Below are 24,733 nucleotides of genomic sequence, written 5' to 3' on the forward strand. Positions count from 1 at the left end.
CTTAAGCAAAGGAAGATGACTATCATGGAAAAAGGCAAAATTATATTTTTGAACGGTGTAACCAGCTCTGGTAAAACTTCGATTGTAGAGGCGATGCAATCATACGATGATCCGTTTTTCTATGTGGTGGCTAATGATTTATTTGAAAATACGATCGGTGATAAACATCTACAGACGGATTACTGGAAGTATCTGAGTGAAGCGATTGTAATGATGTATCATACGGCAAAAGTATTTTCAGACCATGGCAAGCATGTTCTGATCGATGGCATACTTGTGGAAAGACCAGAGCTCACGCCGCATTATGAACAAGTCAAACAGATTTTTGAAGGGTATCCACTGGATATTGTGGAACTGCACTGTCCTCGATATCGTCGTCAGCGGAACATTGAACGTGGTGATCGCAGAGAAGAGCAATCGGATGAACAGCATCAAATCATGGCCCAAAACATCAACTATAGCTATTCGGTTCATACAAGTATGAACACACCGGAAGAATGTGCGGAGAAGATTATTGCAGCGCTGTTCAAGCCCCATCATGAACCATTGAAAAATATGTAAAAATTATATTACGAAGCTGTAGTGGAATCGATATCTAGTAACAACTTTGTCTGCTTTGGTCTGGAGGATTAAATGAGGATTTCAATGGAGTTACAAACAAGAAAAAGTGTAGTTAATGATTTAAAGGCAATGGGGATAAGGGATGGCATGACGATAATCGTTCATTCCTCCTTCAAAGCAATAGGTAAGGTTATAGGCGGTCCGGTAAGTGTTATTTTAGCTCTGGAAGAAGCCGTTGGAATCAATGGAACCATTGTCATGCCCACTCAAACAGAACATCTTTGTGAACCTTCAGAGCATGACGCGAACCTGTCTTCAGCGGAAATTGAGTTCATCAAAGACAATATGCCTATTTATTATCCTGATCTAACCCCAACCTCGTATATGGGCATCATTCCTGAGGTGTTTCGGAGGCAAGTTGGTGTGTTACGAAGCTCACATCCGCACATGTCTTTTGCTGCCTGGGGGAAAGAGGCAAAACGGATAACGGAAGATCACAACTTGCATTATGCATTAAATGAGAAATCTCCGTTAGGAAAAATCTATGATTTGAGTGGATACATTCTGTTACTTGGTGCGCCTACAAATAGTAACACCTCCTTGCACCTGGCCGAATATAAACAGCAGAATTCATTTGTTAAGCCAAAAGTCTGGGGAGTAAAAATGCTGGTGGATGGACTTGAGCAATGGACTACATACAATGATATTAACAATGAATCAGATGATTTTGAATTGATTTTTAATGAGTTTAAGATCCAGACTAACGCTGTTACCGAAGGAATGGTAGGGGGGGCTGTGAGTTATCTGATACCCCAAAGAGAGATGGTTGATTATGCTTTGGGATGGATGAATCGGAACCGAAGAGAGCAGTGAATCATCTCAAAAAGAAAGAAGGGGGAAATGTAATCATGACCAAAGAAATTGAACATTTGCTTCAAACTTTTGAAGAATGGGCGTTGTTTGTCAAGACGATGAATCATCTCGAGGAGAAGACCTGGAATTCCAGCATGGAAGAAGGGAAGTGGACGATAAAATCAATCGTAAGTCATGTGATGTTATGGGATCGATATTTTTACAAGGAAGCGATTGAGAAGATTGCTCTGAAGCAGACAGTTACGTTGAAACATATGAATTTTGAAGAGTTTAATCGCAAAGCTATTGAGTACGGGAACCGCACTGAGACGTCCGAAATCGTAAATAAGGCTATCACGTACCGTCATAAAATTATGAATGACATTCGGGTGTTATCGGAAGAGCAGCTTCATCACACGTATTTGGACGCAGAGGGGAACGTATTTTATATTCCCCAATACCTTAAAGATTTTATATGGCATGACCAGCATCATATGGAACCGTTGAAGAAATATCTTGCCAACCTTGAAGCGTAAAGGATTAAGCAGATGGGTGAGTTGTACGGAATAGATCGAGTGGAAGCGATTGCACTTGGAAGCGCGGTAATTGACCTGCGTATCACTCAAATTGTGAATGGCGTTAAGGGTGTGTATGCTGTCCTTCCACATGACGCTTTTAAGTAACTTGAGGTCTGTTATACGTCGTATTAGATGACTTGGGGGTCGATAAAATCGTTTTAGATATCGCAGGGGTTTTGTTAAGTAATATGTCGTTGACGTGCTGGAAAGATATGAGTGAGGAAACCAACCTATCGGCAGAATCTTTGAAAGTACATTTTGCAGGAATCAAACGAAAGCTCTGGACAGGAATGATGAGGGAAGAAGAGTTCTGGCAATCGTTGAAGGAGATGTATCCCGAATTATCAATAAGCCGAGCGAAGGACATCTTATACAATTCAATTGTTCCCTTACCAGCCGCTCAATACCTTGAGCGATGGAGTGAGTTCGCAGATATCCATCTACTCAGCAATCATTGTAAGGAATGGATTGAGCCGAATCTGAGCCGTTTAAGCTCATTTACCAAAAGTGTAACCATTTCTAATCAAGTGGGTTTATGCAAACCTGAGATTGAGATATACCAACGAGTAGAAACCTTCCTGGTAGCTGGAGAAGAGGTTCTATTTATAGATGATCAAGAGAAAAATTTACATTCTGCTAAGCTACTTGGCTGGGAGACTTTACTGGCTGACAAAGAAGGAGATTGGGTTAATGAAGTTGAGTCATTGCTAATTTAGAATGTAATCCAGAAACCAATAAGTTCCGGATAATACCTGCTGAACTCGTCAGTCCATGAAAGAGAATAATAGAACAGCATGCATAACTGGCACACCGTGCATAACCGCTAAACTCCAAATTGCTTTAGATGATGATCTAAATGCTTGTATATGCCTTTACCCCATTGCTCGGCTGTTAATTTTCCGAAGAAGGGATGGGGGTGGCGGGAGAATTTTTCTGAAGCACCTTGTTGAAAGATATTAATTTGCTGCTCAAGCTTTTCTTTTTCTGCCATAAACTGTCGTTGGTCATCAATAATGATTGTCGGGATCGTAGACATATTATGGGGCAAGGGCTTGTCATTATAAAACATTGGTTTTGCAAACCGTCCTATCAGTCTACCAAGTAATCCTCTAGGTGGAAAAGCATTTCCTAAGGGGATATCATGAAATGCTGAACAGTGAGCCAGCATTTGAGACACCTGCATCGTGCCCCATTCAGGGATGGAGTTTTCACTAAGTTGAGCCATGCGCTCTGTAATTTCAGCAGCATTGATCGTATCAAATATGCTTTTCACAAGAACACCTCAGTCCTCTAGGATATAAAATTTGAACTTAAACTATCATCATTCTCTTATTGAAAGGTTTATCCTCTTACTATCAAGAATAATAAGATATGGTAAGTTTAGTCAATGAATTATAGGAAAACCACAATTGAAATCGGAGGATGCGAACTTGGAAAATAAGGAAACGTTTAATCTCGTAGCAGATGAATATGAACGATATAGACCCGTCTATCCGAGTGAAATGTTTGATGATATTTTTACATACCTGAATCTTAATAAAGAGGATTCCATTCTTGAGATTGGTTGTGGGACAAGCCACAGGGGAACAATTGAATCATAAGGATGTTCAACATACAGTATCCAAACGGCAGTTTTAAGTTTACAAGAGGAATTAGAGAGGTTAAAGATGCAGGCGATAATGGGGTGGTCCAAAGAGTTCCGAAATCTAGAATGGTATGGTTTGAAAAATGGAATCCGTGTATTGGAGGTCGGAAGCGGACCAGGTTACATTACAGAGCAATTATTGAACAGTCTGCCGGACAGCGAGCTTACCTCACTTGAGATTGATCATTCACTGCAAGCACAAGCCAAAGAACGGCTGAAAGATATTCCTTCCAAGCGATTACAATTTGTAGAGTCTTCCATCTACCAGATGGATCTGCCTGATGATTCTTTTGATTTTGTCGTGGCAAGACTGATCTTTCTTCACTTGAACAATCCAAACGAAGCTGCACAAGAGATATATCGTGTACTGAAGCCTGGCGGCCGTCTTGCCATTATTGATGTGGATGACGGCGTTTTTGGAGCAGTGAATCCTGATGTTCCTGCTTTGCATACGGTATTAATGAAAATTTCGGATTATGTGGCACAACACGGCGGTAATCGTTTAATTGGTAGAAGTCTGCCGCGTCTCCTTTCTGAGAACGGATACATCGATGTTGACATTGATTCTGTCCTTCAACATAGTGATCTGTTAGGCATAGAAGGCTTTAAGCACCAGTTTAATCTTAATCGTTTTGTACATTTTGCTGAAAAAGGTGTGATCAGTTCGGAGGAATTTGCTCAGCTGCAACAAGCTTCTGAAGCGATAAATCATTCGCCGGAAGCCTATGCCATGATGAATTTCATTACAGCTTGCGGCACGAAGCCATTGACATGCTGGGTTGAAACTAATTAGGGACGGAGAATGGGGATGAATATCGTTCAATCTTTTCAGGAATTAGTAGTTCGAGGGGATCATCAGGGTATGATTGAGTTACTGAAAAACTTCGAACAATCCAGGAAATTGTCTGTCCATGAACAAGGCTGGGTCTACTGGAATATTTCAGATGGTTATGCCTTGTTAAGAGAGCCGAAACCGCTTTATGCCAATCACCGGGAATTCTTCAAATGGGGGAAAGAAAATCTCGCCCCGGAGCAGTTACACTGGATCGTTTCGGATTCGACACAAGCGTTGTCGTTATCTCTGGGGAACTACTTTGATCATTGGATGGACTGGTACCAATATGCTTGCGATCATGCTCCGAAGTTGGATACCAACCGAGGTGTTCGATTCGAGAGCCATCGGGCTTTGGGTGGTTCGCTTTGGGTTTTGGAGAGATACAGTGAAATGGACAGTGTGCTTGAAAATATGAACCAGCTTATACAAGAAGATGAGACATGGTCCAATATTCTTTTTGCCCGAATTACATACAACAAACAGCGTCTGGTCTATCTGTATCATGCCGGGGATTTGGTGGGCGTCGAAGCTCTTGTAAACGAAACGATGGACTGGATTGATGAAATGAATGATGGAGCACTACGGATTTCAAGAAAAGATAAAGTGGTCGGCAGCTGGGAGGATTTTAATGTCTCCAGAAATTCGCAGAGAGATATCAACATTGCGTTAAACAATTTGGCATGTATTTTAACGGATATCGAAAAGTATGAGGAAAGTGTGAAATTGTTTATGCAGATAGAGGAACGTGGTCACCACATGAAGGCACATGGCTTTTCCAAATGGATATATTCGATCTGGAAGACAAGAGGGGCTGAGGCAGTTAAAGATGCATTAGCAGATAATGCATCTTATGAAATAGCGGACCTTGTGAAACATACTCCTAAATTATCAGAAATCAAAGGTTTAGCATGAGGTGATTTAAGTCGCAAGAGGCCTGCACAACAACGTGAGAGGAGTGATGTGATATGAGAAACATTACAAATCCGAGTAGAAGAAATGAAGTTCAAGAGGTGTTTTTGTCTAGCGCAGAGGACCCCCAAGGAAGGGTTCGGAGGGATTCCTCTATGTAATTTTCACGAGGAGGAATTTCAATATATGATTCATTTAAAACGTGTATCGGTGGATAATTGGTATGCATGTACTCAACTGAATGTAACGGAAGAACAGAAAAAAAGTTTTCCCGCGCCAGTTGTATATTGGATTGCTGAATCCAAAGTAGTGGAAGACTTTCAACCCATGGCCATCTATTTTGATTCGGATCTGGTTGGATTTGCTGTGTACTCAGATAAGCCGGATCATGAGGATAACTACTGGCTTCTTGCTTTAATGGTAGATACAAAATATCAGGGCAGAGGTTATGGAAGAGAAGCGCTTAGGAAGTTGATTGATCTAATGAAAGAATCGCTGAATTGCAAACGCATCATGATTGGACACAGGCCGGAAAATGGTATCGCCGGAAATCTGTATGAATCACTTGGTTTTCACAGCGTAAGTGAGGGGATTGATTGATGGCGAAGTCGTTCGGCTTCTAAGATGCAAGTAGTGCCAAATCACAAGTGATTTGGATTGTAAAGGAGGTAGCTTGTCTTTGAAGTATGTACACATTATTTTCTCATTACTCTTCATCATGTTAGGAATTGTGATTATTACGATCTCGAAAATGATTGAAGAGGTGATTCCCAAGCTAGGGTATGCAGCATTCCAGTCAGCAGCAGCTGGCAGTTATACTCCGAGTGATTACCAAGTGAATTTTGTACTGAATTATTGGATAGGCGCGATATGAATTTTTGGTGGAGTTATCTGTTTATTAGCTAGAATGAATTGGGTTCAGAACTCCATTCGTGAAATGAATATAAGAAACAAAGCGTTTGATGAAACTCATAATTATGACGACACAAGAGAACTGAAATAGATTATGATGTGACATAAAAAAGAAGGGGCAGATCGATATGATTACATTCCAATACTTTAAACCGGAAGATTTTGATCAACTGATCGAATGGAGTGGGGATGAAGCATTTTTGCTCCAGTGGGCCGGCCCTCAGTTCCATTATCCACTTTCCAGAGAGCAGCTATCGGATTATTTGCAGGGTGCCAATGATAAGAACACCTCAAATAAGTTCATTTATAAAGTGATGGATGAATCGACTCAGGAGATTGTGGGTCATATTACTCTTGGCGGTATCGATCGATATAATCGTTCAGGGCGTATCGGTAAGGTGCTTCTTGGCAAGCCATACCAAGGTAAAGGTTATGGGAAGCAAATGATCGATGAGGCACTTCGAATTGGATTTGAAGAGGAGAAGTTACACCGGATCAGTCTGGGCGTATTTGATTTTAATGTCTCAGCCATCCGATGTTATGAAAAAGCGGGCTTTGTACAAGAAGGACTTATTCGTGATGTGAGAAAATACGAAGATACATTCTGGAATCTTATCGAGATGAGCATATTAGAAAACGAATGGAAAAAATGACTTCTCAAAAAGGTCATCTTTCTTGAGAAACACTTCGATGAACGGATGTAATAACTACGTGTACGAAAATTTAAATGGGGAGGTCCTACTGTCATCAGAATGACAGCAGGACCTCCCTTAATTACTACCTTCCTGGTTTATTTCAATGATCCCCGTATCAATAAATTCCTCCACAGGCACACCGTCGCTAGCGAGTAACAGGGTCTCCATCATTTTGGCACCCCAGACTCCTTCATTCTGCGAAATAACGGCAGACAATTGACCGTTAAGTAACCCGTTTTCACTAGTCGGGCTATCACCGAACGCGATTAAATGCCGGTTAAGGCCTTTTGCTTTCCAGATCAGGGTAGAGGCAGAGACAGAAACAAAATCGAGCCCGATAATCGCATTGAAGTGAGGGTGAGCTTGAATCATGTTCTCCATATCGGACATGGCTTGATCTTCATTCCCTTGATGATAACGAACTTCCAAGATCTCGATGTCTGTTTCACTGCGGATATAATCAATGAATCCATTAAGCCGCTGCTGCAAACCTTGCATCTCCTCCAAGCCATTCTCGACAAGAATCATACCTTGATTATGCAGGAGTCGTGTAGTCGTCATCGCGAACTGCTGGCCAGTGCGATAGTTATCGGCGCCCACATAAGCGATTCGATGACTGGATGGGACATCTGACTCAAATGTAATGACAGGAATACCTGCAGCTTGGGCTGCATCAATAACGGGTGTAAGTGCAACAGCATCCACAGGAGATATAGCTATCCCGTCCACATGCTGTTTGACCATATTCTCCATGATACGGATCTGTTGTTCGGTATTGGCTTCATCAGGTGCGTTTACAATTAATGTAATATCGTGTTTCCCTGCATACTCCGTTGCATCCTTCGTGATCATCTCATAGGTTGGATACGTCATTGGATAAATAATACCGAAAGTTTTGCTCGCTGCAGATTTCTCTACAGGTGAAGTCGCAGGAAGTATTGCGGCCATCTGCTGTGGGCGAATGTGTGCCGAACCGGATGAAACGATCATCGGGAACAGAAGGCTTAGTGTAAGTAAAAGTGCAAATCTGGCTTTATTCATACATGGGCTCTTTTCTCATATCTGATGGTCTGGCCTGCGATTCCTCGGTTCCTTGAGTTCGGTATTCTCTTGGCGTAAAACCTGTTGTTTTCTTGAATATATTAGAAAAATAGTGAGAGTCATTGTAACCAACTTTGTAAGCAATCTCAAAGGTTTTGTTGTTGGTTGTTTTCAGCAGCTCCTTGGCTTTGCCGATTCGAATCTGGGTTAGATACTCCGTTATCGTTTGACCAGTTTCCTGACTGAAAATCTTGCTTAGATGACTTGGACTGATTCTGACGTGTGCAGATATCATCTTCAACGAGACCTGTTCGTTATTGTATTCACGGGATACATAGGCTTTCACCTGATCAATGACATCACTATATTTCCCAGAACACGCTGCTCTTCTCTGCCATAACAGGTTAAGCAGGGAACACAGATATTGGGTACAATCCTCCCAGCACGTAATCTTCCGAATCGTCTGTTGCAGGGAAGTAATGTTCTCATCCGAATGGTCACTCATGCGGAACAACTGATTCGCGAGCCGAAACGACTCCAGCGTAAGATCATTCAACAGATAGAAGCCATACGAGGAGGACTTCCAGTCGAAGGACTGTAATGGAGCGGCAAACTCTTGCACAAAATGGTCACGCAGATTGGGGCTGCCGATTTTGAGAAATTCAAGAAACGAATTCCTGTCGAGAAAAAGAGTCGTTTGCTCATCCAGGTTAATTTCATGTAGAGAAGCTCTGTTCTGAAGGGTGAGTCGATTAATATATTTATCCTCCTCCGCTTCCAGATACGAGACATGAATTCCTTGCAGCCGCTCCTGTTGACTGCCAATGCCCAGAATAATATTACATTTGAACGTATGCTCAAGTTCCATACGAACCCGCCCGCGAAGCTGCTCCAGATATACGGATATGCTGTCATCGGAGTGATACTTGAGCAGAAGCACCAACTCGGTCCGGCTTCGAATATAAGGAAGAAGTTCGACGTGGGGATCACGAGTTTCCTCCAGTATGGGAAGCAGCTTCTTCATCAGGGATTCCGGGTCCCGGGAGTCATCTGTTAATCGAACGTCGATAATGACAATTGTATAATACCGGGCCGAGAGTGGAAGTGAGAGTTGTTTGGCTGATTCAATCGCATCGGTTGTACCGATGAGTCCTCCGCACAGATCGGCCAGCAGTTTTTCTTTGGTGATCGTTCGGTTTGTCATGCGTTGATGTTCTTCATCCATTTGTTTGCTGACCTTATGAAGCATTTGGATTAGCTCTGCTGCACTAATGGGCTTTAGACAGTACTCGGTCACACCAAGTCGGATTGCCTCCTGGGCATAGCTGAATTCATCATGACCACTCATAATAATGATTTTGATATCAGGTTGTTGAGTGCGAACAATGGAGGTCAGTTCCAATCCGTTCATAAATGGCATTTTGATATCTGTAATCAGAATATCCGGAGCCCATTCATGAATTAGTGGTAACGCAAGTTCGCCGTCGGGTGCATCCCCGCAATAGTGAAAACCTTCCTTTTCCCAATCAATGCAGCTGCGTATATTCTCCCGAATTCCAATTTCGTCATCCACAATCATCACCTTTTTCAACGGTTAACCTCCTTGCTTTTGGGGATACGAATCATAAATGTGCTGCCTTCCATATACGTACTTTCCATTTCAACACCATAAGCTGGTCCGAAATAGAGTCGAATCCGGTGATGTACATTGAGCAGACCGAATCCGCCTTCCTGCTCGTCATCTTGGGGTGAACGGGAACCGGCCGGCTTCTCCAGCTCTTCACGTAATTGTGCCAATCGATCCGCAGACATGCCAATTCCGTTGTCCTGTACGGTGAGAATGATGCTATTGTCCTCTACATATCCGTGTATGGATATCAGCCCTTGACCGCGTTTGTTCTTGATCCCATGGTAGAGCGCGTTTTCGATCAGGGGCTGCAGCGTCATCTTCAAAATGGGATAATCCTGAAGCTCACGATCAACGCTGATCTCGTAGGTAAGAATATCGTGGTACCTCATCTGTTGAATAACCAAGTAACTCCGCGCATGTTCAAGCTCGGTTTGAATGGATACCCAGTCGAATCCTTTGTTCAGACTCAAACGAAAGAACTTCGAGAGGGCTTGCACAAGTTTGATTACATTTTCTTTTTTCTCTGCTTCAGCCATCCATAAAATAGACTCCAACGTGTTATACAGGAAATGAGGGTTGATTTGAGCTTGCAACGTACGTAGTTCAGCTATTTTCACCTGTTCATTCTCTCGAATGCTCTTTTCGATTAGCATTTTGAGCTTATCCAGCATCACATTGAAGCTTTTGCCCAGATCAGCAATTTCGTCCGAGCCGTGTGGTGTGACTTTGGCTTCCAAGTAACCGTTTGCAGCTTTACGCATCTTGTTCATCAGAATCCGGATGGGAAGAATCAGTCGATTATTCAGGAAAAAATATAACGATATCGCAAAGAAAGCACTTAACAAAACCGTAATGATGATCAATTGGCGAATGCTATTGGCCTCTGCAATGATTTCCTGATAAGGAGCTACCCCGATCATTTTCCATCCGGTCTGTTTTGAGGTGCTGTATACAACAAACTGGGGCTTGGATCCTGCAGACAGGATAAAGCTATCGTGCTGTAGATGTAAAGGGACCGATCGGATCTGATCCATCATGGTTATGGATGCCGGGGTGGCATCCGGCCTGAAGAGTGTATTTCCGTATTGATCACTAATATAGAAAAAACCGGAATCCTTAATAGGGGTATTCGTCAAAAAATCATCAATGAACGAATCATTCAAATCAATCACGATGAACCCGATGACCTCATGTGTAATTCGCTCTTTGACCGTGGTTATAATTGAAAGCGCATTCTGTTTAGGGTAAGCAAACCCATCCAGCCTGTTATATTCGGCATAGGCTGCAGAATGAGGGATGCGCAGAATGGCATCCGGATACTGTATCAGATACTTGAAGTACGGGTTACGCAGCGGATTTCGTTCCAGCTTGAACACGCCTTTTCGTTCACTTATGCCTTTTCCATAGAAATTCACGAATGAGATATTAAGTACCTTGTCATACTTGTAGGTTTCCCGATAAAGATTGTATGTCTGAAGGATGGCTTTGGCTTCCGGGTAGGACTCCGATTGAGAATACAGGTATTGAAGCACTTGCGGGTTCTTGCCCAGTTCGAGCAGCCGTTCCGTATCCTCAAACAAGATGTCAATGTTCCTGGCAAGCTGGTCGGCAACCAGCTGTGTCGAGGCCTTGTTATGATTGGATACGACTGTATAGGATTTGTGGTAAGAAATCAATCCAACCACGATCAGTGGTACTGAACTGAGGATGATAAACATGCTGAGTAATTTAAGCCTGAGGCTTGAAGCAATCCATTGAATGAGTTTCAACGTATTCCACTCCATCTGAAGGGATCAAAAATGTATCATTAGTATAACATGATTTTCTAATATGTAAGAGAATCGCTAAATACTACACAATTAAACAAAGAAATTACACGTTCTAAACTCCATTTTTTGAAATCACTAAATTATTACATAAATAAAGTATGAGACTCCATATAAGCTCGGAATGAAAGCGTTCTATAATGTGGTCACACCACAAGGTGAAACGAAAAAGGGAGGATCACAACATGCGAACCAAAAAAAAGTGGGGACTTGCCATAACATTGGCTATGGTGATGCTGGTCAGCACGGCATGTAGCAGTACCAATGGAGGAGCAGGCTCCGATAATGAAACTTCAACGAGTGGGAATGGCAGTACACCTGCCAGCGCCAAAACAATTACGCTTGGTTTTTCGCAGGTTGGTGCAGAGAGTGGCTGGCGTTCGGCGAATACCAAGTCGATTCAGGATTCAGCCAAAGAAGCAGGTTATGATTTGAAATTCTCCGATGCGCAGCAGAAGCAGGAAAATCAAATTAAAGCTTTGCGATCCTTCATACAACAGAAGGTGACGGTGATTGCTTTTTCCCCTGTTGTAGAATCCGGTTGGGATACCGTATTGAAGGAAGCGAAGGATGCAGGCATTCCCGTGATTTTGACGGACCGTGCTGTGGATTCGCCGGATAAAACCCTCTACAAAACCTTTATTGGCTCCGACTTTGTAGAAGAAGGACGCAAAGCAGGTCAGTGGCTTAGTGACCAATACAAGGACACACAAGACGAGATCAACATCGTTGAGCTGCAGGGTACAACAGGCTCCGCACCAGCGAATGACCGTCAAGAGGGCTTTATGGAATTGATTGCTTCCAATTCGAAGCTTAAAGTGATTGCTTCACAATCAGGTGACTTTACACGTGCCAAAGGCAAAGAAGTCATGCAAGCTTTCCTCAAAGCACATAAAAAAATAGATGTTCTCTATGCACATAATGACGATATGGCACTTGGTGCGATTCAGGCCATTGAAGCGGCAGGATTGAAACCAGGCGTAGATATTATCATTATCTCTGTGGATGCCGTGAAGGATGGGATGCAGGCTGCTGCTGATGGCAAAATCAACTTTATCGTTGAATGTAATCCGTTGTTAGGACCTCAATTAATGGAAGCGGTTCAATCGGTAGTGGACGGGAAAGACATCGAACCCCGAATCGTTACGGATGAGACGACCTTCACATCAGAGCAAGCCAAAGAAGCATTGCCAACACGTGAATATTAAAAGCAGATTCGTATAACACCGAAAAGTCATTTTTCGACCAGGCTGTCGCTAAATGACTTTTTTCCATAACAAAGGAGAGGGTTATATGGCCGAGCAAGCACCCATTTTGCAAATGACAGGCATCACCAAACAATTTCCCGGGGTTAAAGCGTTATCCAGCGTCAGCTTTCGCTTGTTTCCGGGCGAGATTCATGCCTTGATGGGTGAGAACGGAGCGGGGAAGTCGACGCTTATTAAAGTTCTGACCGGCGTTTATTCCATTGACGAAGGAACGGTAACCATGGATAACCGTGATCTCTCGATTTCCGGTCCGCTTGAAGCGCAAAAGGCGGGAATCAGTACCGTTTACCAAGAGGTCAATCTCTGTCCAAACTTAACGGTTGCTGAGAATATTTTCATCGGGCGGGAACCGATGCGATTTGGCAAAATCAATTGGAAGCAAATGAACAAAGATGCGGAGAACATTCTGCGAGACAGATTACATCTGTCCATCGACGTTAAGGCTCCTTTACAGACCTATTCGGTCGCGATGCAACAACTGATTGCAATTGCAAGAGCACTCAGCATCTCGGCAAAAGTGCTCATATTGGATGAACCCACATCCAGTCTGGACAAAAACGAGGTTCAGCAACTGTTTCGTATTATGCGTAAATTAAAGAGTGAAGGTCTCGCAATTCTTTTTGTCACTCATTTTCTTGATCAGGTATACGAAATGTCGGATCGTCTAACGGTGCTCCGTAACGGGGAATTGGAAGGAGAGTACATAGCCGCAGAACTTCCACGCATGGAACTGGTTCTCAAGATGATCGGCAAGGAACTCGAGGTGCTTGAGGAGCTTCCGAAGGAAGCGGATGCTGCCCAGGCGGAGTCGGGAGAACTGTTAATTACTGCTAAGGCACTTGGACGCAAAGGAGCAATTGAGCCGTTCGATCTGGACATTCGCAAAGGAGAAGTCGTGGGCTTGGCTGGGTTATTGGGGTCTGGTCGTACCGAGATCGCTCGCCTTTTCTTTGGTGCAGATCGTTCAGATGTAGGCAAGCTGCTCGTTGTAGATACAGGAAGTACGGTCAAGTCGCCGCGTCATGCAATTGATCAGAATATTGCTTTTTGCTCCGAGAACCGTAAAACCGAAGGCATAATCGATGATTTGACCATTCGGGAGAACATTATTCTGGCCTTACAAGCGACACGAGGTTGGTCCAAACCAGTCTCACGCAAGAAGCAGGATGAGATCGCCGAAAAGTACATCAACCTGTTAAATATCCATCCGAAAAACCCAGAGCATTTAATTAAAAATCTGAGCGGCGGTAATCAGCAAAAGGTGTTGCTTGCACGGTGGCTGCTGATGAACCCCGATCTGTTGATTCTCGATGAACCTACGCGTGGAATTGATATCGGTGCAAAGACTGAGATACAGAAGCTGGTGCTCTCTCTGTCGAAGCAGGGCATGGCCGTGCTGTTCATTTCGTCCGAGCTGGAAGAAGTGATTCGTGTCAGCCACCGGATTGCCGTAATCCGGGATCGCAAAAAAGTGCAAGAACTTAGCGGGGATCAGATCCATCAACAGCAAATCATGAAAGCAATGGCAGGAGGTTAAAGAGATGGCGGGCAAGATGCGTAAACATCATTTGTTTTGGCCGTTATGTATGCTTGGTTTACTTTTAATCTTTAATTTGCTGTACTCTCCGGATTTCTTCTCCCTCGTCATGCGTGAAGGGAATCTGTATGGCAGCTTGATTGATATTCTCAATTTTGGAGCGCCTTTAATTCTGGTATCGATCGGCATGACACTGGTGATTGCGACCGGAGGTATCGATTTGTCCGTGGGCTCCATTGTAGCGATCTCCGGTGCCGTGGCTTGTATGAGCATCAGCAGAGGAGTGGATCAGAGTTCTCTCTGGCTTGTGTTGGGTGCACTTGGATTATCTATAGGTCTCTCACTGATCTTGGGCATATGGAACGGGGCGCTGGTTTCGGTTGCCCGAATCCAGCCCATTATTGCAACGCTTATTCTGATGGTAGCCGGACGTGGGATTGCGCAATTGATTACGAGTGGACAGATTATTACTGTATCCAACGCGAACTACGCCTATATCGGTGCAGGTTCGCTTGCAGCATTGCCTTTTTCCATCTTCATCGTATTAACTGTGCTGCTTGTTGCCTCATTGCTGACGAGAAAAACGGCACTTGGACTGTTTATTGAATCGGTCGGAAGTAACGCAAACGCGAGCCAACTGGCAGGTATTCGTTCAAAAACGGTTATTCTCACGGTATATGTCTTCTGTGGTCTGTGTGCCGGCATTGCCGGGCTTATTCTCAGCTCGAATGTATCCAGTGCGGATGGCAATAACGCAGGTCTGTGGTATGAACTTGATGCCATTCTTGCTGTAGTCATCGGGGGTACTTCGCTCAATGGTGGTCGTTTCTATCTAATGGGTACCGTCGTTGGAGCACTCATTATCCAAACCTTAACAACGACGATCTATATGATTGGAGTCCCGCCAGAAGTTACGCTGGTTGTCAAAGCCTTTGTTGTACTGGCCGTTTGTTTGATTCAATCCGATTCATTCCGCAATTCCATGGTGATCCGTTGGAAAAAACGGAAGTTTCCAGCCGAACAGGGGGTTAACCGCCATGTTTCTTAATCGTAAGTATCTCCCGGTCTTTGTCACCTTCGGTTTGCTGGCCGTGATGTTTGCCATAGGCTCTTTCCGGTACACGGGGTTCTTTTCCACACAGGTACTGCTTAATCTTCTCATTGATAACGCATTTCTGATTATCACGGCGATTGGCATGACTTTTGTGATTGTATCAGGAGGAATCGACCTGTCGGTAGGCTCTGTCATTGCGCTGACGACCATCATTAGCGCAAGTCTGGTCGAGAAGCAAGGGTGGTCGCCTGCGATTGTTATACCTATGGTGCTTGTCATGGGTGCGCTCTTTGGCACAGTCATGGGGGCTATCATTCACTATTTCAAAATCCAGCCTTTCATCGTGACACTGGCAGGCATGTTTTTGGCGCGGGGGCTGTGTTATGTCATCAGTCTCGACACCATTACTATTACGAATCCATTTTACACACAGGTTGCGCAGGCGAAAATTTCCCTGCCAGGGGGCAGCTTTGTCTCCATTAATGTGATTATTGCTCTGGTTATTGTACTGCTCGCGATCTACCTGGCACATTACACCCGGTTCGGGCGCAACGTTTACGCCATCGGCGGAAGCGAGCAATCCGCGCTGCTCATGGGACTGCCGGTTGCACGTACCAAAATCTTGGTATACACGTTCAGCGGTTTGTGCTCCGCGCTTGCCGGTGTGGTCTTCACCTTCTATATGTTATCCGGTTATGGATTACACGCCATGGGTCTTGAACTCGATACCATCGCGGCTGTTGTGATAGGTGGCACCTTGTTAACAGGTGGTGTGGGGTATGTGGCGGGAACCTTTATTGGTGTATTGATCCAGGGGGCTATCCAAACTATAATTAGCTTCGAAGGTACGCTCAGCTCATGGTGGACCAAGATTGTAATTGGCCTGATGCTGTTTGTTTTTATATTGTTCCAGCGACTTCTTAGCGGGCGGCGAGTATCCTCGAAATCACTGCATTAAGTTGATCGAATTAAATAATATTGAACACGGATACCGAAACAATGATATAACAATGAGATGGGGGATGCGTGAGTGAGAAGACATGTGAACGGGTTGTGTTTGTTCATTCTACTGCTGCTTGTCGGCTGCACAACCCCTGAGTCTGAATCTGTTCCTCCTCCCATCTCGTCTAACAACTTAGAAACTCTTCCCTCCGTTGAGGAATGGATGGAATCAGCGGTAGCAAGGGATACCTCTACGAAACCGATTGTCTTGGGTTTTTCACAACTGGGCAGAGAGAGTGCCTGGCGTCTGGCAAACTCCACGTCTATTCGCAATGCTGCGGCTGAATCGGGAATCTCCCTTGTCATAAAAAATGCAGAACAGTCTCAGACGAAACAGTTCGAGGCTGTTCGGTCGTTCATCAGGCAAAAGGTGGATGTCATTGCCATTGCACCGGTCGTGGAATCGGGCTGGGATGGTATTCTTCAGGAGGCCAGGGATGCAGGCATACCTGTGATCATCGTAGACCGGTCCGTTGATGTCAAAGACACTTCACTTTTTGTGACAACGATTGGATCGGACTTTTATGAGGAAGGTGTGAAGGCCGGGAAGTACATTCAGGATCGGATGCGAAATCATCCGGGTTTGATACGGATTGCCGAACTGCAAGGCACGAGTGGTTCTACACCCTCTATCCAGCGTGGCGAGGGCTTTAGAAGCATTTTCGAAACCAGAGCAGATATCATTTTCTCACAAAGTGCTCCTGCCGATTTTACGGAGGACAATGGGAAACAAGTGATGAAAGAATTCCTTCAGGTCCCGGAAGACGAACGGCCGCAGGTTCTTTTTGCCCATAATGATGAAATGGCTTTTGGCGCCATACAAGCGATAGAAGAAGTTGGGCTGAAGCCGGGAGAGGACATTATCATTGTCTCGGTGGACGGCTCCCGCAAAGCACTTGAAATTTTGGCGAGTGGGAAAATCAACGCTGTGGTGGAATGTAACCCGCTGCTTGGTCCTCAGCTTATGCAGGCTACAAAAGAAATTATTGCAGGGCGTACACTCCCGAAGCGCATGGTGCCCCCGGAGGACATTTTTACACAGGAGAGTGCTAGACGGGAGATGTACAACAGGCGATTCTAGAATACGTGAATAAATAGAACATTTTGGATAAAATTCAATTTACTTTAAATAAACGTATAGTTTATACTGAACTCACCTTGAACTAAAAGCTCTTCTCTATGAGAAAGGACGTAGCGAATTACATACTTTTGAAAGCGCTTTTTTTCGAGGGGTGAGAGTTCGATAAAGAGAGGGAGTGTAGAAGGTAGTATGCTGTGAATATATTATGAGGAGGTAATTTTATGTTCAAAGTTAAGCTGGCAAAGGCGGTAATATCTCTCGCACTTTTCGGTACCTTGTTTTCTATTCCGGGGGTGCCTGATGCTCGTGCTGCAGATGAAAGTTGTCCGAATGGTTATGTAGGTCTGACGTTTGATGATGGCCCATCTGGAAATACAACAAACATGCTTAACGCGTTGAAGCAGGCTGGCTTACGGGCAACGATGTTCAATGTTGGACAAAATGCACAAAATAATAAATCTCTGGTTTCTGCACAAGTAGCAGCTGGTATGTGGATTGGCAATCATTCCTATACACATCCAAACATGACTACATTGAACAGTTCTCAGATGTCGTCAGAGATTACACGGACACAACAGACGATCCAGTCTATTACCGGAAGTTCACCTAAACTGTTCAGACCTCCTTACGGTGCGACAAATGCGACCTTGAAATCCGTTGTGAGCCAAAACGGCCTGAAGGAAGTACTGTGGAACGTAGATTCCAAAGACTGGAATGGTGCCAGCGCAGCCCAGATCGTGGCAGCTGTGAACACGATGAAAAGTGGTGACGTCATTTTAATGCATGATCAGTACCAGACGACACTTCAGGCCATTCCGCAGATTGCACAAAATCTGAAGAATCGTGGCCTTTGCTCCGGCATGATCTCATCAACTACCGGTCGGGCAGTCGCACCCGATAATAGCACTACTAATCCCCCGAACGGAACAAAAGTGGAAGCTGAGAACATGACCAAAGGTGGACAATACACCGGCAATATCAGTTCTCCTTTCAATGGTGTGGTCCTTTATGCCAACAATGATTTGGTTAGATACACTCAGAATTTTGCAACGAGCACTCATAATTTCTCGCTTCGTGGAGCTTCAAACAATGCCAACATGGCTAGAGTTGATTTGAAGATTGGCGGACAGACGAAGGGAACCTTTTATTTTGGCGGAAGCACTCCAGCGGTTTATACCTTGAATAATATCAGCCATGGGACGGGAAATCAGGTCATTGAATTGGTTGTAACAGCCGATGACGGGACATGGGATATATACATCGATTACTTGGAAATACATTAACAAGCTCAAGATTGATTGAAAACTAATGCACTATAATGAAATCCCGTTGGGTTGACCCAATGGGATTTCATTATGTTTTTTGCCATTTTGTAACACAAAAGTGGAAGGAAAACATTTATAATGGATGAAATTGTATGTGAAGAATCTGGTTTCTATTGAAAAGTTTCATTGAATGGGAGTGAAATCATCAAATGATCATCATGATTAACGGAGCGTTTGGTTCGGGAAAAACTTCTGCAGCAGAAGCACTTCAGCCCTTAATTGCAAACAGCATGATCTACGATCCTGAAGAAATAGGTTATATGCTCAGAAAACTTCTTCCGGAGAATTGTAGAGAGGAAAGGGAACGTACGGATGATTTTCAAGATATCGATCTATGGAAAATTCTAACCGTAAAGACGGCTAAAGAAGTAAAGCAGAAATACAACAAACACTTAATTATCCCCATGACCATCTATAAAGAGGAAAACTTTAATTACATTTACAACGGGTTAAAAGAGATCGATCAGGACATTTATCATTTTTGCCTTACGGCTACAGAAGAGACGATTTATCATCGTTTGGCTAAACGCGGAGATGAATATGGAGGCTGGCAGTATCAACAAGCACCAAAGTGTGTTGAAGCTTTCAAGGATGAACAATTTCAAACCCACATTGTTACCGATCATCTGGAGACCCGTGAAATCATAGAACTCATATTAAAAAAGGTCCTATCCAAATAATTATCATATGTTTTTAAATAGGAGGGTTTTATGATAATGATTGTACATGTACTCTTAAGAACAGAATGGGAAGCCGCGTTGATCAATGGCATTCTAAAATAAAGTCAGAAGTTATATGGGAAGATCTGTATAATGAAGGCAGGGAATATCCTCATATTTCCGGTGAATTAAATCTAGACGCGGTATTTCATACATATGATGAAGAAATGAACAGAAGAGGATGGAACCTAATTGACGACTGTGACTTTTGAAGAGGTAACCGAACAACACCTCCCTGAAATTAGAGAGATTTATAACTATTATGTAATGAATACAACGATTTCGTTTCATACGGAGGAATTAGATCTTGATCAGATTAAATCCTCTGTAATGAACAAGGATACACGGTATAAAACTTATATAATTCTTGAAAACAATCAAATGATGGGCTATGTTCTGATCACCCAGTATAAGAGTAAACAGGCATATGACATTTGCGGTGAAGTCACCATATATTTAAAGCCCGATATTTTGGGAAAAGGCTTGGGGAAACAAGCATTAAGTTTTATTGAGAAGATTGCAAAAGAACAAGGGTTCCATACCTTAATTGCGACGATTTGCATGGAGAATACAAGAAGTAAATCATTATTTGAGAGAAATGGTTATGAACAATGTGCTCTGTTTAAAGAGATTGGATATAAATTCGATAGAAAACTGGATATTGGAAGTTTCCAAAAGATATTGTAAGGAGAATACGAAATGAGTAGAAACCTATATATTATATCTGGACCCCCTGGAGTAGGGAAATCTACAACTTCCAAGCTGCTGGTTCAGACTTTAGATAAAAGTGCCTACATTTCTGGAGATGCGGTTAGTCACTTTCCGGTCAAAGGGCGAGGTAAACCCTGGCTTGATAAGGATACAAACGACTTAACTTGGAAAAATATATCTAGTCTAGTGAAAAACTTATTGGATTATAAATACGATGTAGTGCTGGACTATGTGGCCTTTCCGGAAGACATTGATGAATTAATGACAGAATTGGCAGACTATAATGTTCGCATAATCTATGTTGTACTCATGGTTGATCGTCAAACGATTATTCGTAGAGACCGTCTAAGAGCAGAAGAATATCAAATGAAAGAAAGAAGTATAATTCTGCTGGATGAGTTTGAAAATCATCTGGATTTGAGAGTAGACAACAAGCTCTATACTAATCATTTTACAGAAGCACAATTACCTGAAATAGTAAGTGAAATTATAAATAATGAGAAATATCGAGTGAAATAATCCTTCACTCTTCACTTGGTATACTTGATTATAAAAGAGACAGCGAAAAAGCTGTCTCTTTTATTCTTCTAAACCAATTTATGTACAACTTTATACAAACCTATCGAAGTTACTCTTCTTCATTTAGAAAAACAAAATCACTGTCAATAAGCCCCTGTAAATACTCGTCAAAGCTGTTTGCAATCACTACGTATTCGTCAGGATCGTGCAAAAAGCGAACAATTTGACCGTGTACACCTTCATCAGTAGGGTTAAAATCAATATAAAGTCTCGATGTTCCACCATTATTCATACAGTCTGAAAAGTGAATGTATTTCCCTGGAAGAAGCCCCTCACGATTGATCTTAGAGTCAACGGCATACTCTTCATCTTCGTATTCTAAAAGATAAGAGACGTCTTCTTCATTTTTTGAACTTTCGAGCATTTGTTGGGTAGAGAGTAAGTAATATGGATATCTGCCTTCTTCAACATCTGAGCCAAGAATACAAACCGTAATTTCTTTTCCTCCGTACTTCCTCCAATATGTACCATCAATATTTTCTAGTAAACCGATGAGTGATTCTGGACAATTTGGATATTTTGATCTTAAAGTAGTTATATCTTCTTTTGTAGCACCGCTCGCTGTATTCAGTTCCTCAAGTTCTTCTGGTGATAATGCTGCTCTTAATCCATTTAAAAATTTGTTTACCAAATCCATTATGATGACCTCCCAATCATAAAATATAAAGCAAATATACGCAGATAAAGTAAAGGTACTGCGTTGGTGTGAAAAATCTTTCCCCCTACAATATGTTCTGTATACTAAGATCAGTTTATCATTTTTCTCTAGTTTATTGGCAACTACAAGTATTAACTGTCTGTCTGGTGATAAAGGTGCATGGGATTAACTGCTAAGGTTAGATAGACCCTCCCATGCTTTCGTAGTACAATTATGTAAGTAATTGGAATCCTTGGTTTTATAGTAACGATATAGAGGAGCGGAATACATTGTCATTACATATGTTTTTAGGAATTGGCCTAGCTTTATCATTATTGTCCCCCACAAATTCAGTTAATGCACCCTCGTCCGTTCAACTCATCCATTCTACAAATCATAGTAGTTATGCTTCTTATGAAAAGACCTTTACAATGGACCCTGATAACGGTGAAGATGCGCATCTGTGGATTGAAAATACCAGTAAGAGCAATCTTTATATGAAAATTTCCGTGGGCAATAACACTTCACTTGAAGTTCCTATTGATAAAGGAACTCAAAAAAAAGTGAATTTGGCTGTGGGGGTAACAACCGACTTCAAAGTTTATGTTTTCAGCAGTACAGGACATAAAGTTGATATAACGATCAGTGCACGGCAATTTTAATAAATATGATAGGCGTTTTATGAGAGTTTTGCTCACTAGCTCCATAACCAGGATGTGAGTGAGTGGAAATCTCCTATAATATTTGATATTTATGAATACGATTACATCATATGAAGGGGAAGATAATGATATATCGGAGAAAAACCTATACTATTGCGACTTCTTTTGTAGAAGAATTTAACGCTTTATTTAATGATATTTTGCTGCCATCACAGTTGAAATACGGATCAAGACTGATTGGGAGATGGCACACGCCTATCGATGATGAAACCAGTGAAATTTTTGCGATGTGGGAATACGATACCCTTGAACAATACGAAGAGATTGAGAAAAAGATACAATCAGATACAGAACACGTAAAGCGAGTTCAAGCGCGTTTTGATCAGATTGGAAGACATCGGTATAAAGAAGTATTTCGAGAAGAGATTAGACAAGCGTTTTTCACATCGACAGTAGATCGAGAACAAACGATTTTGAAGTGAAGTAAATGCATAAGGAGCTGAGAGAATGATGGAGACAGAAAGACTCATATTTCGGAAATATACCAAAAATGATTTCGATTTACTTTTTGATATGACAAGTGAGCCGAATATGATGAAATTTATAAGACATGGAGGACCTTGGACGAAGGAAGAAACCATGCAAAGTCTGGAAAAGTTCATCAACTGGAATAAAGACGATAAAGGGCTGTTCCTCGCATTCAATAAAGAGGATAACAAGTTAATTGGAACCTCTGGACTGATTCCTCAAATCATTGAAGGCGCTGATGAGCTAGAAGTTGGTTACTGGGTTGTAGAGCAATACTGGGGAATGGGTTACGGATATGAACAAGCAAAAGCGTGGAAAGAATATGGAATGGATCACTTGAAGCAGAAAAGATTAATATCGTTGATTCAACATGGCAATGTGGGTTCTATGAAAGTCGCGCAAAAGAATGGCATGAAACACGAGAAGGACGTAGATATAATTGGGAAAAATGTAGCAGTATACTCGATTGAGGTGAAGTGAATATGACTCGATTTCCTGAGCTAGAAACCAAAAGATTGCTGTTAAGAGAGATTAAACAGAGTGATTCCCAAGACATATTTCATATTTTTTCTTCAGATGAAGTTACAAGATTCTACGATGTAGAAAGTTTCACAACTATAAAACAAGCAGAAGAACTTATACAAAGGAGGAAAGAACGATTCGAAAATGGTCAGGTGATCCGCTGGGGAATTGCTTTGAAATCGGACAACAGAATTATTGGAACATGCGGATTTCATGGTTGGATGAAACAACATCATAAAGCTGTGATGGGATATGAGTTAACACCGGAGTTCTGGCGGCAGGGTTACATGACCGAGGTAACTCGGAAAATCGTTGAATATGGATTTAAGAACCTTGAATTAAACAGAATTGAAGCCTTTGTGGAGCCAGAGAACGCGGGATCAAGGAAGTTGCTTGAGAAAATGGGGTTCAGTGAAGAAGGCATATTGAAAGAACATTATTATTGGAAAAATCGATTTGTTGATAATGTTATCTATGCATTTCTGAAGAAAGAATATGTATGAGAATACGAATTATTGGATCTTGCGGCAGTGGGAAATCAACATTAGCCAAAGAATTATCGGATAAATATGGTATTCCTTCCTATGAATTAGACAATCTCATATGGGACAGAAGCGCAGAAAATCTGAGATATCCTGAAAGTGTTAGGGATGAATCTGTCCAATCTATTGTCAGTTCAGAGGCTTGGATCATAGAAGGAGTACAGTGCAAAGATTGGACAGTAAAGTCCATCCAGGAAGCGGATTTGATTTTTGTATTAGCTCCAAATGTTTTCATTAGAGATTATCGGATTATAAAGAGGTTTGTATTGTCCAGAATGGGCTTGCAACCTTGGAATTACAAGCAGTCATTCAAGAACTTATGCAAGATGATTGTGAAATGGAACCATCAATATAATATAGAAGAAGTTATATGTTCAATTAATGAAAACCATAAGACTGCAACAATCACGAAGAATAAAAAACAAGTGATACAGTTGATTGAACATCATTTGGAAGCGGATGTAAGTGAGAGTGAAAAGAACGTTAGAATGAATTAAGGAATGTCGAAAGAGGAGATACAGTGGTGAATATAAAAATACAACCAGTCACACGAGAGAATTGGGAAGAGGCGCTGAAGATCTCTTTGTATGAACACCAAGCGTCATTAGTTCCATCTGTTATTGAGGGGATAGCTTACGCCTATATAAAACCGTGGGATGAAGCATTTGATCCTTACGTACTTGAGATCGATGGGAAGGTTTTTGGTTTCTTTTATCTAAGTTATACTCCCAATAGTACAGATAATTACTGGATTGGTGGTTTTCAAATCGATCAATTCTATCAAGGCAAAGGAATGGGAAAGCGCGCTATAAGAGCCATTTTAGATTACATTACAAAACAGCATCCGGTATGCAAGGTTATTTCATTAACGGTTGAACGGGATAACGAAATAGCACAGAACTTGTACAAGAGCATGTCTTTCATTAGTGAGAATAGAACCAATTCAGATGATGAAGTGATCTACAGGTTGGAAATAAAATGACAGACTCAACATGTCAGAGGGCAATACATATTTGTTAACCAAGAGCTACCATTGGTTGCGGTATTCACTACAATTATATCCAATGATAGCTTGTTATCAC

Annotated in this window: 31 protein-coding genes; 26 read left to right on the forward strand and 5 right to left on the reverse strand. The window is 42.3% G+C overall.

The window, feature by feature from the left end; translation table 11 throughout:
- The first annotated feature begins 24 nt into the window (after positions 1–24).
- The 5 genes from ACE04G_RS19830 to ACE04G_RS19850 all read left to right on the forward strand — a co-directional run bounded on the left by ACE04G_RS19830 (position 25) and on the right by ACE04G_RS19850 (position 2,707).
- Positions 25–561, forward strand: a complete 537-nt coding sequence (locus ACE04G_RS19830; RefSeq protein WP_449004376.1) for a phosphotransferase-like protein — start codon at positions 25–27, stop codon at positions 559–561.
- 84 nt (positions 562–645) lie between these two features.
- Entirely contained in the window at positions 646–1,434 is a 789-nt protein-coding gene (locus ACE04G_RS19835; RefSeq protein WP_449004377.1) for an AAC(3) family N-acetyltransferase, read from the forward strand.
- A 35-nt stretch (positions 1,435–1,469) separates the two neighbouring features.
- Positions 1,470–1,949 carry a DinB family protein gene (locus ACE04G_RS19840; RefSeq protein WP_449004378.1) on the forward strand — a complete coding sequence of 160 codons (480 nt, stop codon included), beginning with the start codon at positions 1,470–1,472 and terminating at the stop codon, positions 1,947–1,949.
- A 12-nt stretch (positions 1,950–1,961) separates the two neighbouring features.
- Positions 1,962–2,096: a hypothetical protein gene (locus tag ACE04G_RS19845; protein ID WP_449004379.1), complete on the forward strand. Its 135-nt coding sequence runs from the start codon at positions 1,962–1,964 to the stop codon at positions 2,094–2,096.
- A 107-nt stretch (positions 2,097–2,203) separates the two neighbouring features.
- Positions 2,204–2,707, forward strand: a complete 504-nt coding sequence (locus ACE04G_RS19850) for an HAD-IA family hydrolase (RefSeq protein WP_449004380.1) — start codon at positions 2,204–2,206, stop codon at positions 2,705–2,707.
- Between the two features lie 107 nt (positions 2,708–2,814).
- Here the strand turns inward: ACE04G_RS19850 and ACE04G_RS19855 are convergent, their stop codons facing one another.
- Positions 2,815–3,264 carry a DUF1569 domain-containing protein gene (locus ACE04G_RS19855; protein ID WP_339307945.1) on the reverse strand — a complete coding sequence of 150 codons (450 nt, stop codon included), beginning with the start codon at positions 3,262–3,264 and terminating at the stop codon, positions 2,815–2,817.
- 157 nt (positions 3,265–3,421) lie between these two features.
- Between ACE04G_RS19855 and ACE04G_RS19860 the strand changes: the two genes are divergently transcribed.
- The 6 genes from ACE04G_RS19860 to ACE04G_RS19885 all read left to right on the forward strand — a co-directional run bounded on the left by ACE04G_RS19860 (position 3,422) and on the right by ACE04G_RS19885 (position 6,945).
- Complete coding sequence (locus ACE04G_RS19860; RefSeq protein WP_339307947.1) at positions 3,422–3,592, forward strand: class I SAM-dependent methyltransferase; 171 nt, start codon at positions 3,422–3,424, stop codon at positions 3,590–3,592.
- Between the two features lie 66 nt (positions 3,593–3,658).
- Positions 3,659–4,429 (forward strand): methyltransferase domain-containing protein, encoded by a 771-nt coding sequence (locus ACE04G_RS19865; protein ID WP_449004381.1) that lies wholly within the window; start codon positions 3,659–3,661, stop codon positions 4,427–4,429.
- Between the two features lie 15 nt (positions 4,430–4,444).
- Complete coding sequence (locus ACE04G_RS19870) at positions 4,445–5,383, forward strand: hypothetical protein (protein WP_449004382.1); 939 nt, start codon at positions 4,445–4,447, stop codon at positions 5,381–5,383.
- Between the two features lie 183 nt (positions 5,384–5,566).
- The gene (locus ACE04G_RS19875) at positions 5,567–5,980 is read left to right on the forward strand and encodes a GNAT family N-acetyltransferase (protein WP_449004383.1); all 414 of its coding nucleotides are present in this window, start codon (positions 5,567–5,569) and stop codon (positions 5,978–5,980) included.
- Between the two features lie 79 nt (positions 5,981–6,059).
- Positions 6,060–6,254 carry a hypothetical protein gene (locus ACE04G_RS19880; protein WP_449004384.1) on the forward strand — a complete coding sequence of 65 codons (195 nt, stop codon included), beginning with the start codon at positions 6,060–6,062 and terminating at the stop codon, positions 6,252–6,254.
- A 166-nt stretch (positions 6,255–6,420) separates the two neighbouring features.
- The gene (locus tag ACE04G_RS19885; protein WP_449004385.1) at positions 6,421–6,945 is read left to right on the forward strand and encodes a GNAT family N-acetyltransferase; all 525 of its coding nucleotides are present in this window, start codon (positions 6,421–6,423) and stop codon (positions 6,943–6,945) included.
- Between the two features lie 117 nt (positions 6,946–7,062).
- On the opposite strand, the gene ACE04G_RS19890 is transcribed toward ACE04G_RS19885, so the two are convergent.
- The 3 genes from ACE04G_RS19890 to ACE04G_RS19900 are packed head-to-tail and all read right to left on the reverse strand — an operon-like array spanning position 7,063 to position 11,427.
- Complete coding sequence (locus ACE04G_RS19890; RefSeq protein ID WP_449004386.1) at positions 7,063–8,028, reverse strand: sugar ABC transporter substrate-binding protein; 966 nt, start codon at positions 8,026–8,028, stop codon at positions 7,063–7,065.
- Entirely contained in the window at positions 8,021–9,610 is a 1,590-nt protein-coding gene (locus tag ACE04G_RS19895; protein ID WP_449004565.1) for a response regulator, read from the reverse strand. The genes ACE04G_RS19890 and ACE04G_RS19895 overlap by 8 nt, the downstream gene beginning before the upstream one ends.
- Before the next feature lie 5 nt (positions 9,611–9,615).
- Entirely contained in the window at positions 9,616–11,427 is a 1,812-nt protein-coding gene (locus ACE04G_RS19900; RefSeq protein ID WP_211081381.1) for a cache domain-containing sensor histidine kinase, read from the reverse strand.
- 242 nt (positions 11,428–11,669) lie between these two features.
- Here ACE04G_RS19900 and ACE04G_RS19905 point away from each other — a divergent pair, with 242 nt between their 5' ends.
- From ACE04G_RS19905 to ACE04G_RS19945, 9 genes are all read left to right on the forward strand, one after another.
- Complete coding sequence (locus ACE04G_RS19905) at positions 11,670–12,692, forward strand: ABC transporter substrate-binding protein (RefSeq protein WP_449004387.1); 1,023 nt, start codon at positions 11,670–11,672, stop codon at positions 12,690–12,692.
- 85 nt (positions 12,693–12,777) lie between these two features.
- On the forward strand, positions 12,778–14,289 hold the full coding sequence (locus tag ACE04G_RS19910; RefSeq protein ID WP_449004388.1) for a sugar ABC transporter ATP-binding protein: 1,512 nt from the start codon (positions 12,778–12,780) through the stop codon (positions 14,287–14,289).
- Between the two features lie 4 nt (positions 14,290–14,293).
- A complete protein-coding gene (locus ACE04G_RS19915) occupies positions 14,294–15,337 on the forward strand; it encodes an ABC transporter permease (protein ID WP_083657362.1) in 1,044 nt (347 codons plus the stop codon).
- Complete coding sequence (yjfF, locus tag ACE04G_RS19920) at positions 15,327–16,301, forward strand: galactofuranose ABC transporter, permease protein YjfF (RefSeq protein WP_017689006.1); 975 nt, start codon at positions 15,327–15,329, stop codon at positions 16,299–16,301. The genes ACE04G_RS19915 and yjfF overlap by 11 nt, the downstream gene beginning before the upstream one ends.
- 72 nt (positions 16,302–16,373) lie before the next feature.
- On the forward strand, positions 16,374–17,426 hold the full coding sequence (locus ACE04G_RS19925) for an ABC transporter substrate-binding protein (protein ID WP_449004389.1): 1,053 nt from the start codon (positions 16,374–16,376) through the stop codon (positions 17,424–17,426).
- 221 nt (positions 17,427–17,647) lie between these two features.
- Positions 17,648–18,709 (forward strand): polysaccharide deacetylase family protein, encoded by a 1,062-nt coding sequence (locus tag ACE04G_RS19930; RefSeq protein WP_449004390.1) that lies wholly within the window; start codon positions 17,648–17,650, stop codon positions 18,707–18,709.
- A 191-nt stretch (positions 18,710–18,900) separates the two neighbouring features.
- Positions 18,901–19,431 (forward strand): AAA family ATPase, encoded by a 531-nt coding sequence (locus ACE04G_RS19935; RefSeq protein ID WP_486094606.1) that lies wholly within the window; start codon positions 18,901–18,903, stop codon positions 19,429–19,431.
- Positions 19,432–19,671: 240 nt separating this feature from the next.
- Positions 19,672–20,157, forward strand: coding sequence for a GNAT family N-acetyltransferase (locus tag ACE04G_RS19940; RefSeq protein WP_313771520.1), 486 nt, complete (start codon positions 19,672–19,674; stop codon positions 20,155–20,157).
- A 12-nt stretch (positions 20,158–20,169) separates the two neighbouring features.
- A complete protein-coding gene (locus ACE04G_RS19945) occupies positions 20,170–20,700 on the forward strand; it encodes a P-loop nucleotide/nucleoside kinase family protein (protein ID WP_221825111.1) in 531 nt (176 codons plus the stop codon).
- A 109-nt stretch (positions 20,701–20,809) separates the two neighbouring features.
- Here ACE04G_RS19945 and ACE04G_RS19950 read toward each other — a convergent pair whose 3' ends face one another.
- Complete coding sequence (locus ACE04G_RS19950) at positions 20,810–21,397, reverse strand: SMI1/KNR4 family protein (RefSeq protein ID WP_449004392.1); 588 nt, start codon at positions 21,395–21,397, stop codon at positions 20,810–20,812.
- 290 nt (positions 21,398–21,687) lie between these two features.
- On the opposite strand from ACE04G_RS19950, the gene ACE04G_RS19955 reads away from it, so the two are divergent.
- The 6 genes from ACE04G_RS19955 to ACE04G_RS19980 all read left to right on the forward strand — a co-directional run bounded on the left by ACE04G_RS19955 (position 21,688) and on the right by ACE04G_RS19980 (position 24,633).
- Positions 21,688–22,059 (forward strand): hypothetical protein, encoded by a 372-nt coding sequence (locus ACE04G_RS19955; RefSeq protein ID WP_221825105.1) that lies wholly within the window; start codon positions 21,688–21,690, stop codon positions 22,057–22,059.
- Between the two features lie 125 nt (positions 22,060–22,184).
- A complete protein-coding gene (locus tag ACE04G_RS19960) occupies positions 22,185–22,541 on the forward strand; it encodes an NIPSNAP family protein (RefSeq protein ID WP_221825102.1) in 357 nt (118 codons plus the stop codon).
- Between the two features lie 25 nt (positions 22,542–22,566).
- Positions 22,567–23,067 carry a GNAT family N-acetyltransferase gene (locus tag ACE04G_RS19965; RefSeq protein ID WP_260633026.1) on the forward strand — a complete coding sequence of 167 codons (501 nt, stop codon included), beginning with the start codon at positions 22,567–22,569 and terminating at the stop codon, positions 23,065–23,067.
- Between the two features lie 2 nt (positions 23,068–23,069).
- Complete coding sequence (locus ACE04G_RS19970) at positions 23,070–23,612, forward strand: GNAT family N-acetyltransferase (protein WP_339184312.1); 543 nt, start codon at positions 23,070–23,072, stop codon at positions 23,610–23,612.
- Positions 23,609–24,148 carry a P-loop NTPase family protein gene (locus ACE04G_RS19975; protein ID WP_405132075.1) on the forward strand — a complete coding sequence of 180 codons (540 nt, stop codon included), beginning with the start codon at positions 23,609–23,611 and terminating at the stop codon, positions 24,146–24,148. The genes ACE04G_RS19970 and ACE04G_RS19975 overlap by 4 nt, the downstream gene beginning before the upstream one ends.
- Positions 24,149–24,174: 26 nt before the next feature.
- A complete protein-coding gene (locus ACE04G_RS19980; protein ID WP_339184316.1) occupies positions 24,175–24,633 on the forward strand; it encodes a GNAT family N-acetyltransferase in 459 nt (152 codons plus the stop codon).
- The last annotated feature ends 100 nt before the right edge of the window (positions 24,634–24,733 follow it).

Source organism: Paenibacillus sp. AGC31, from assembly GCF_057334655.1.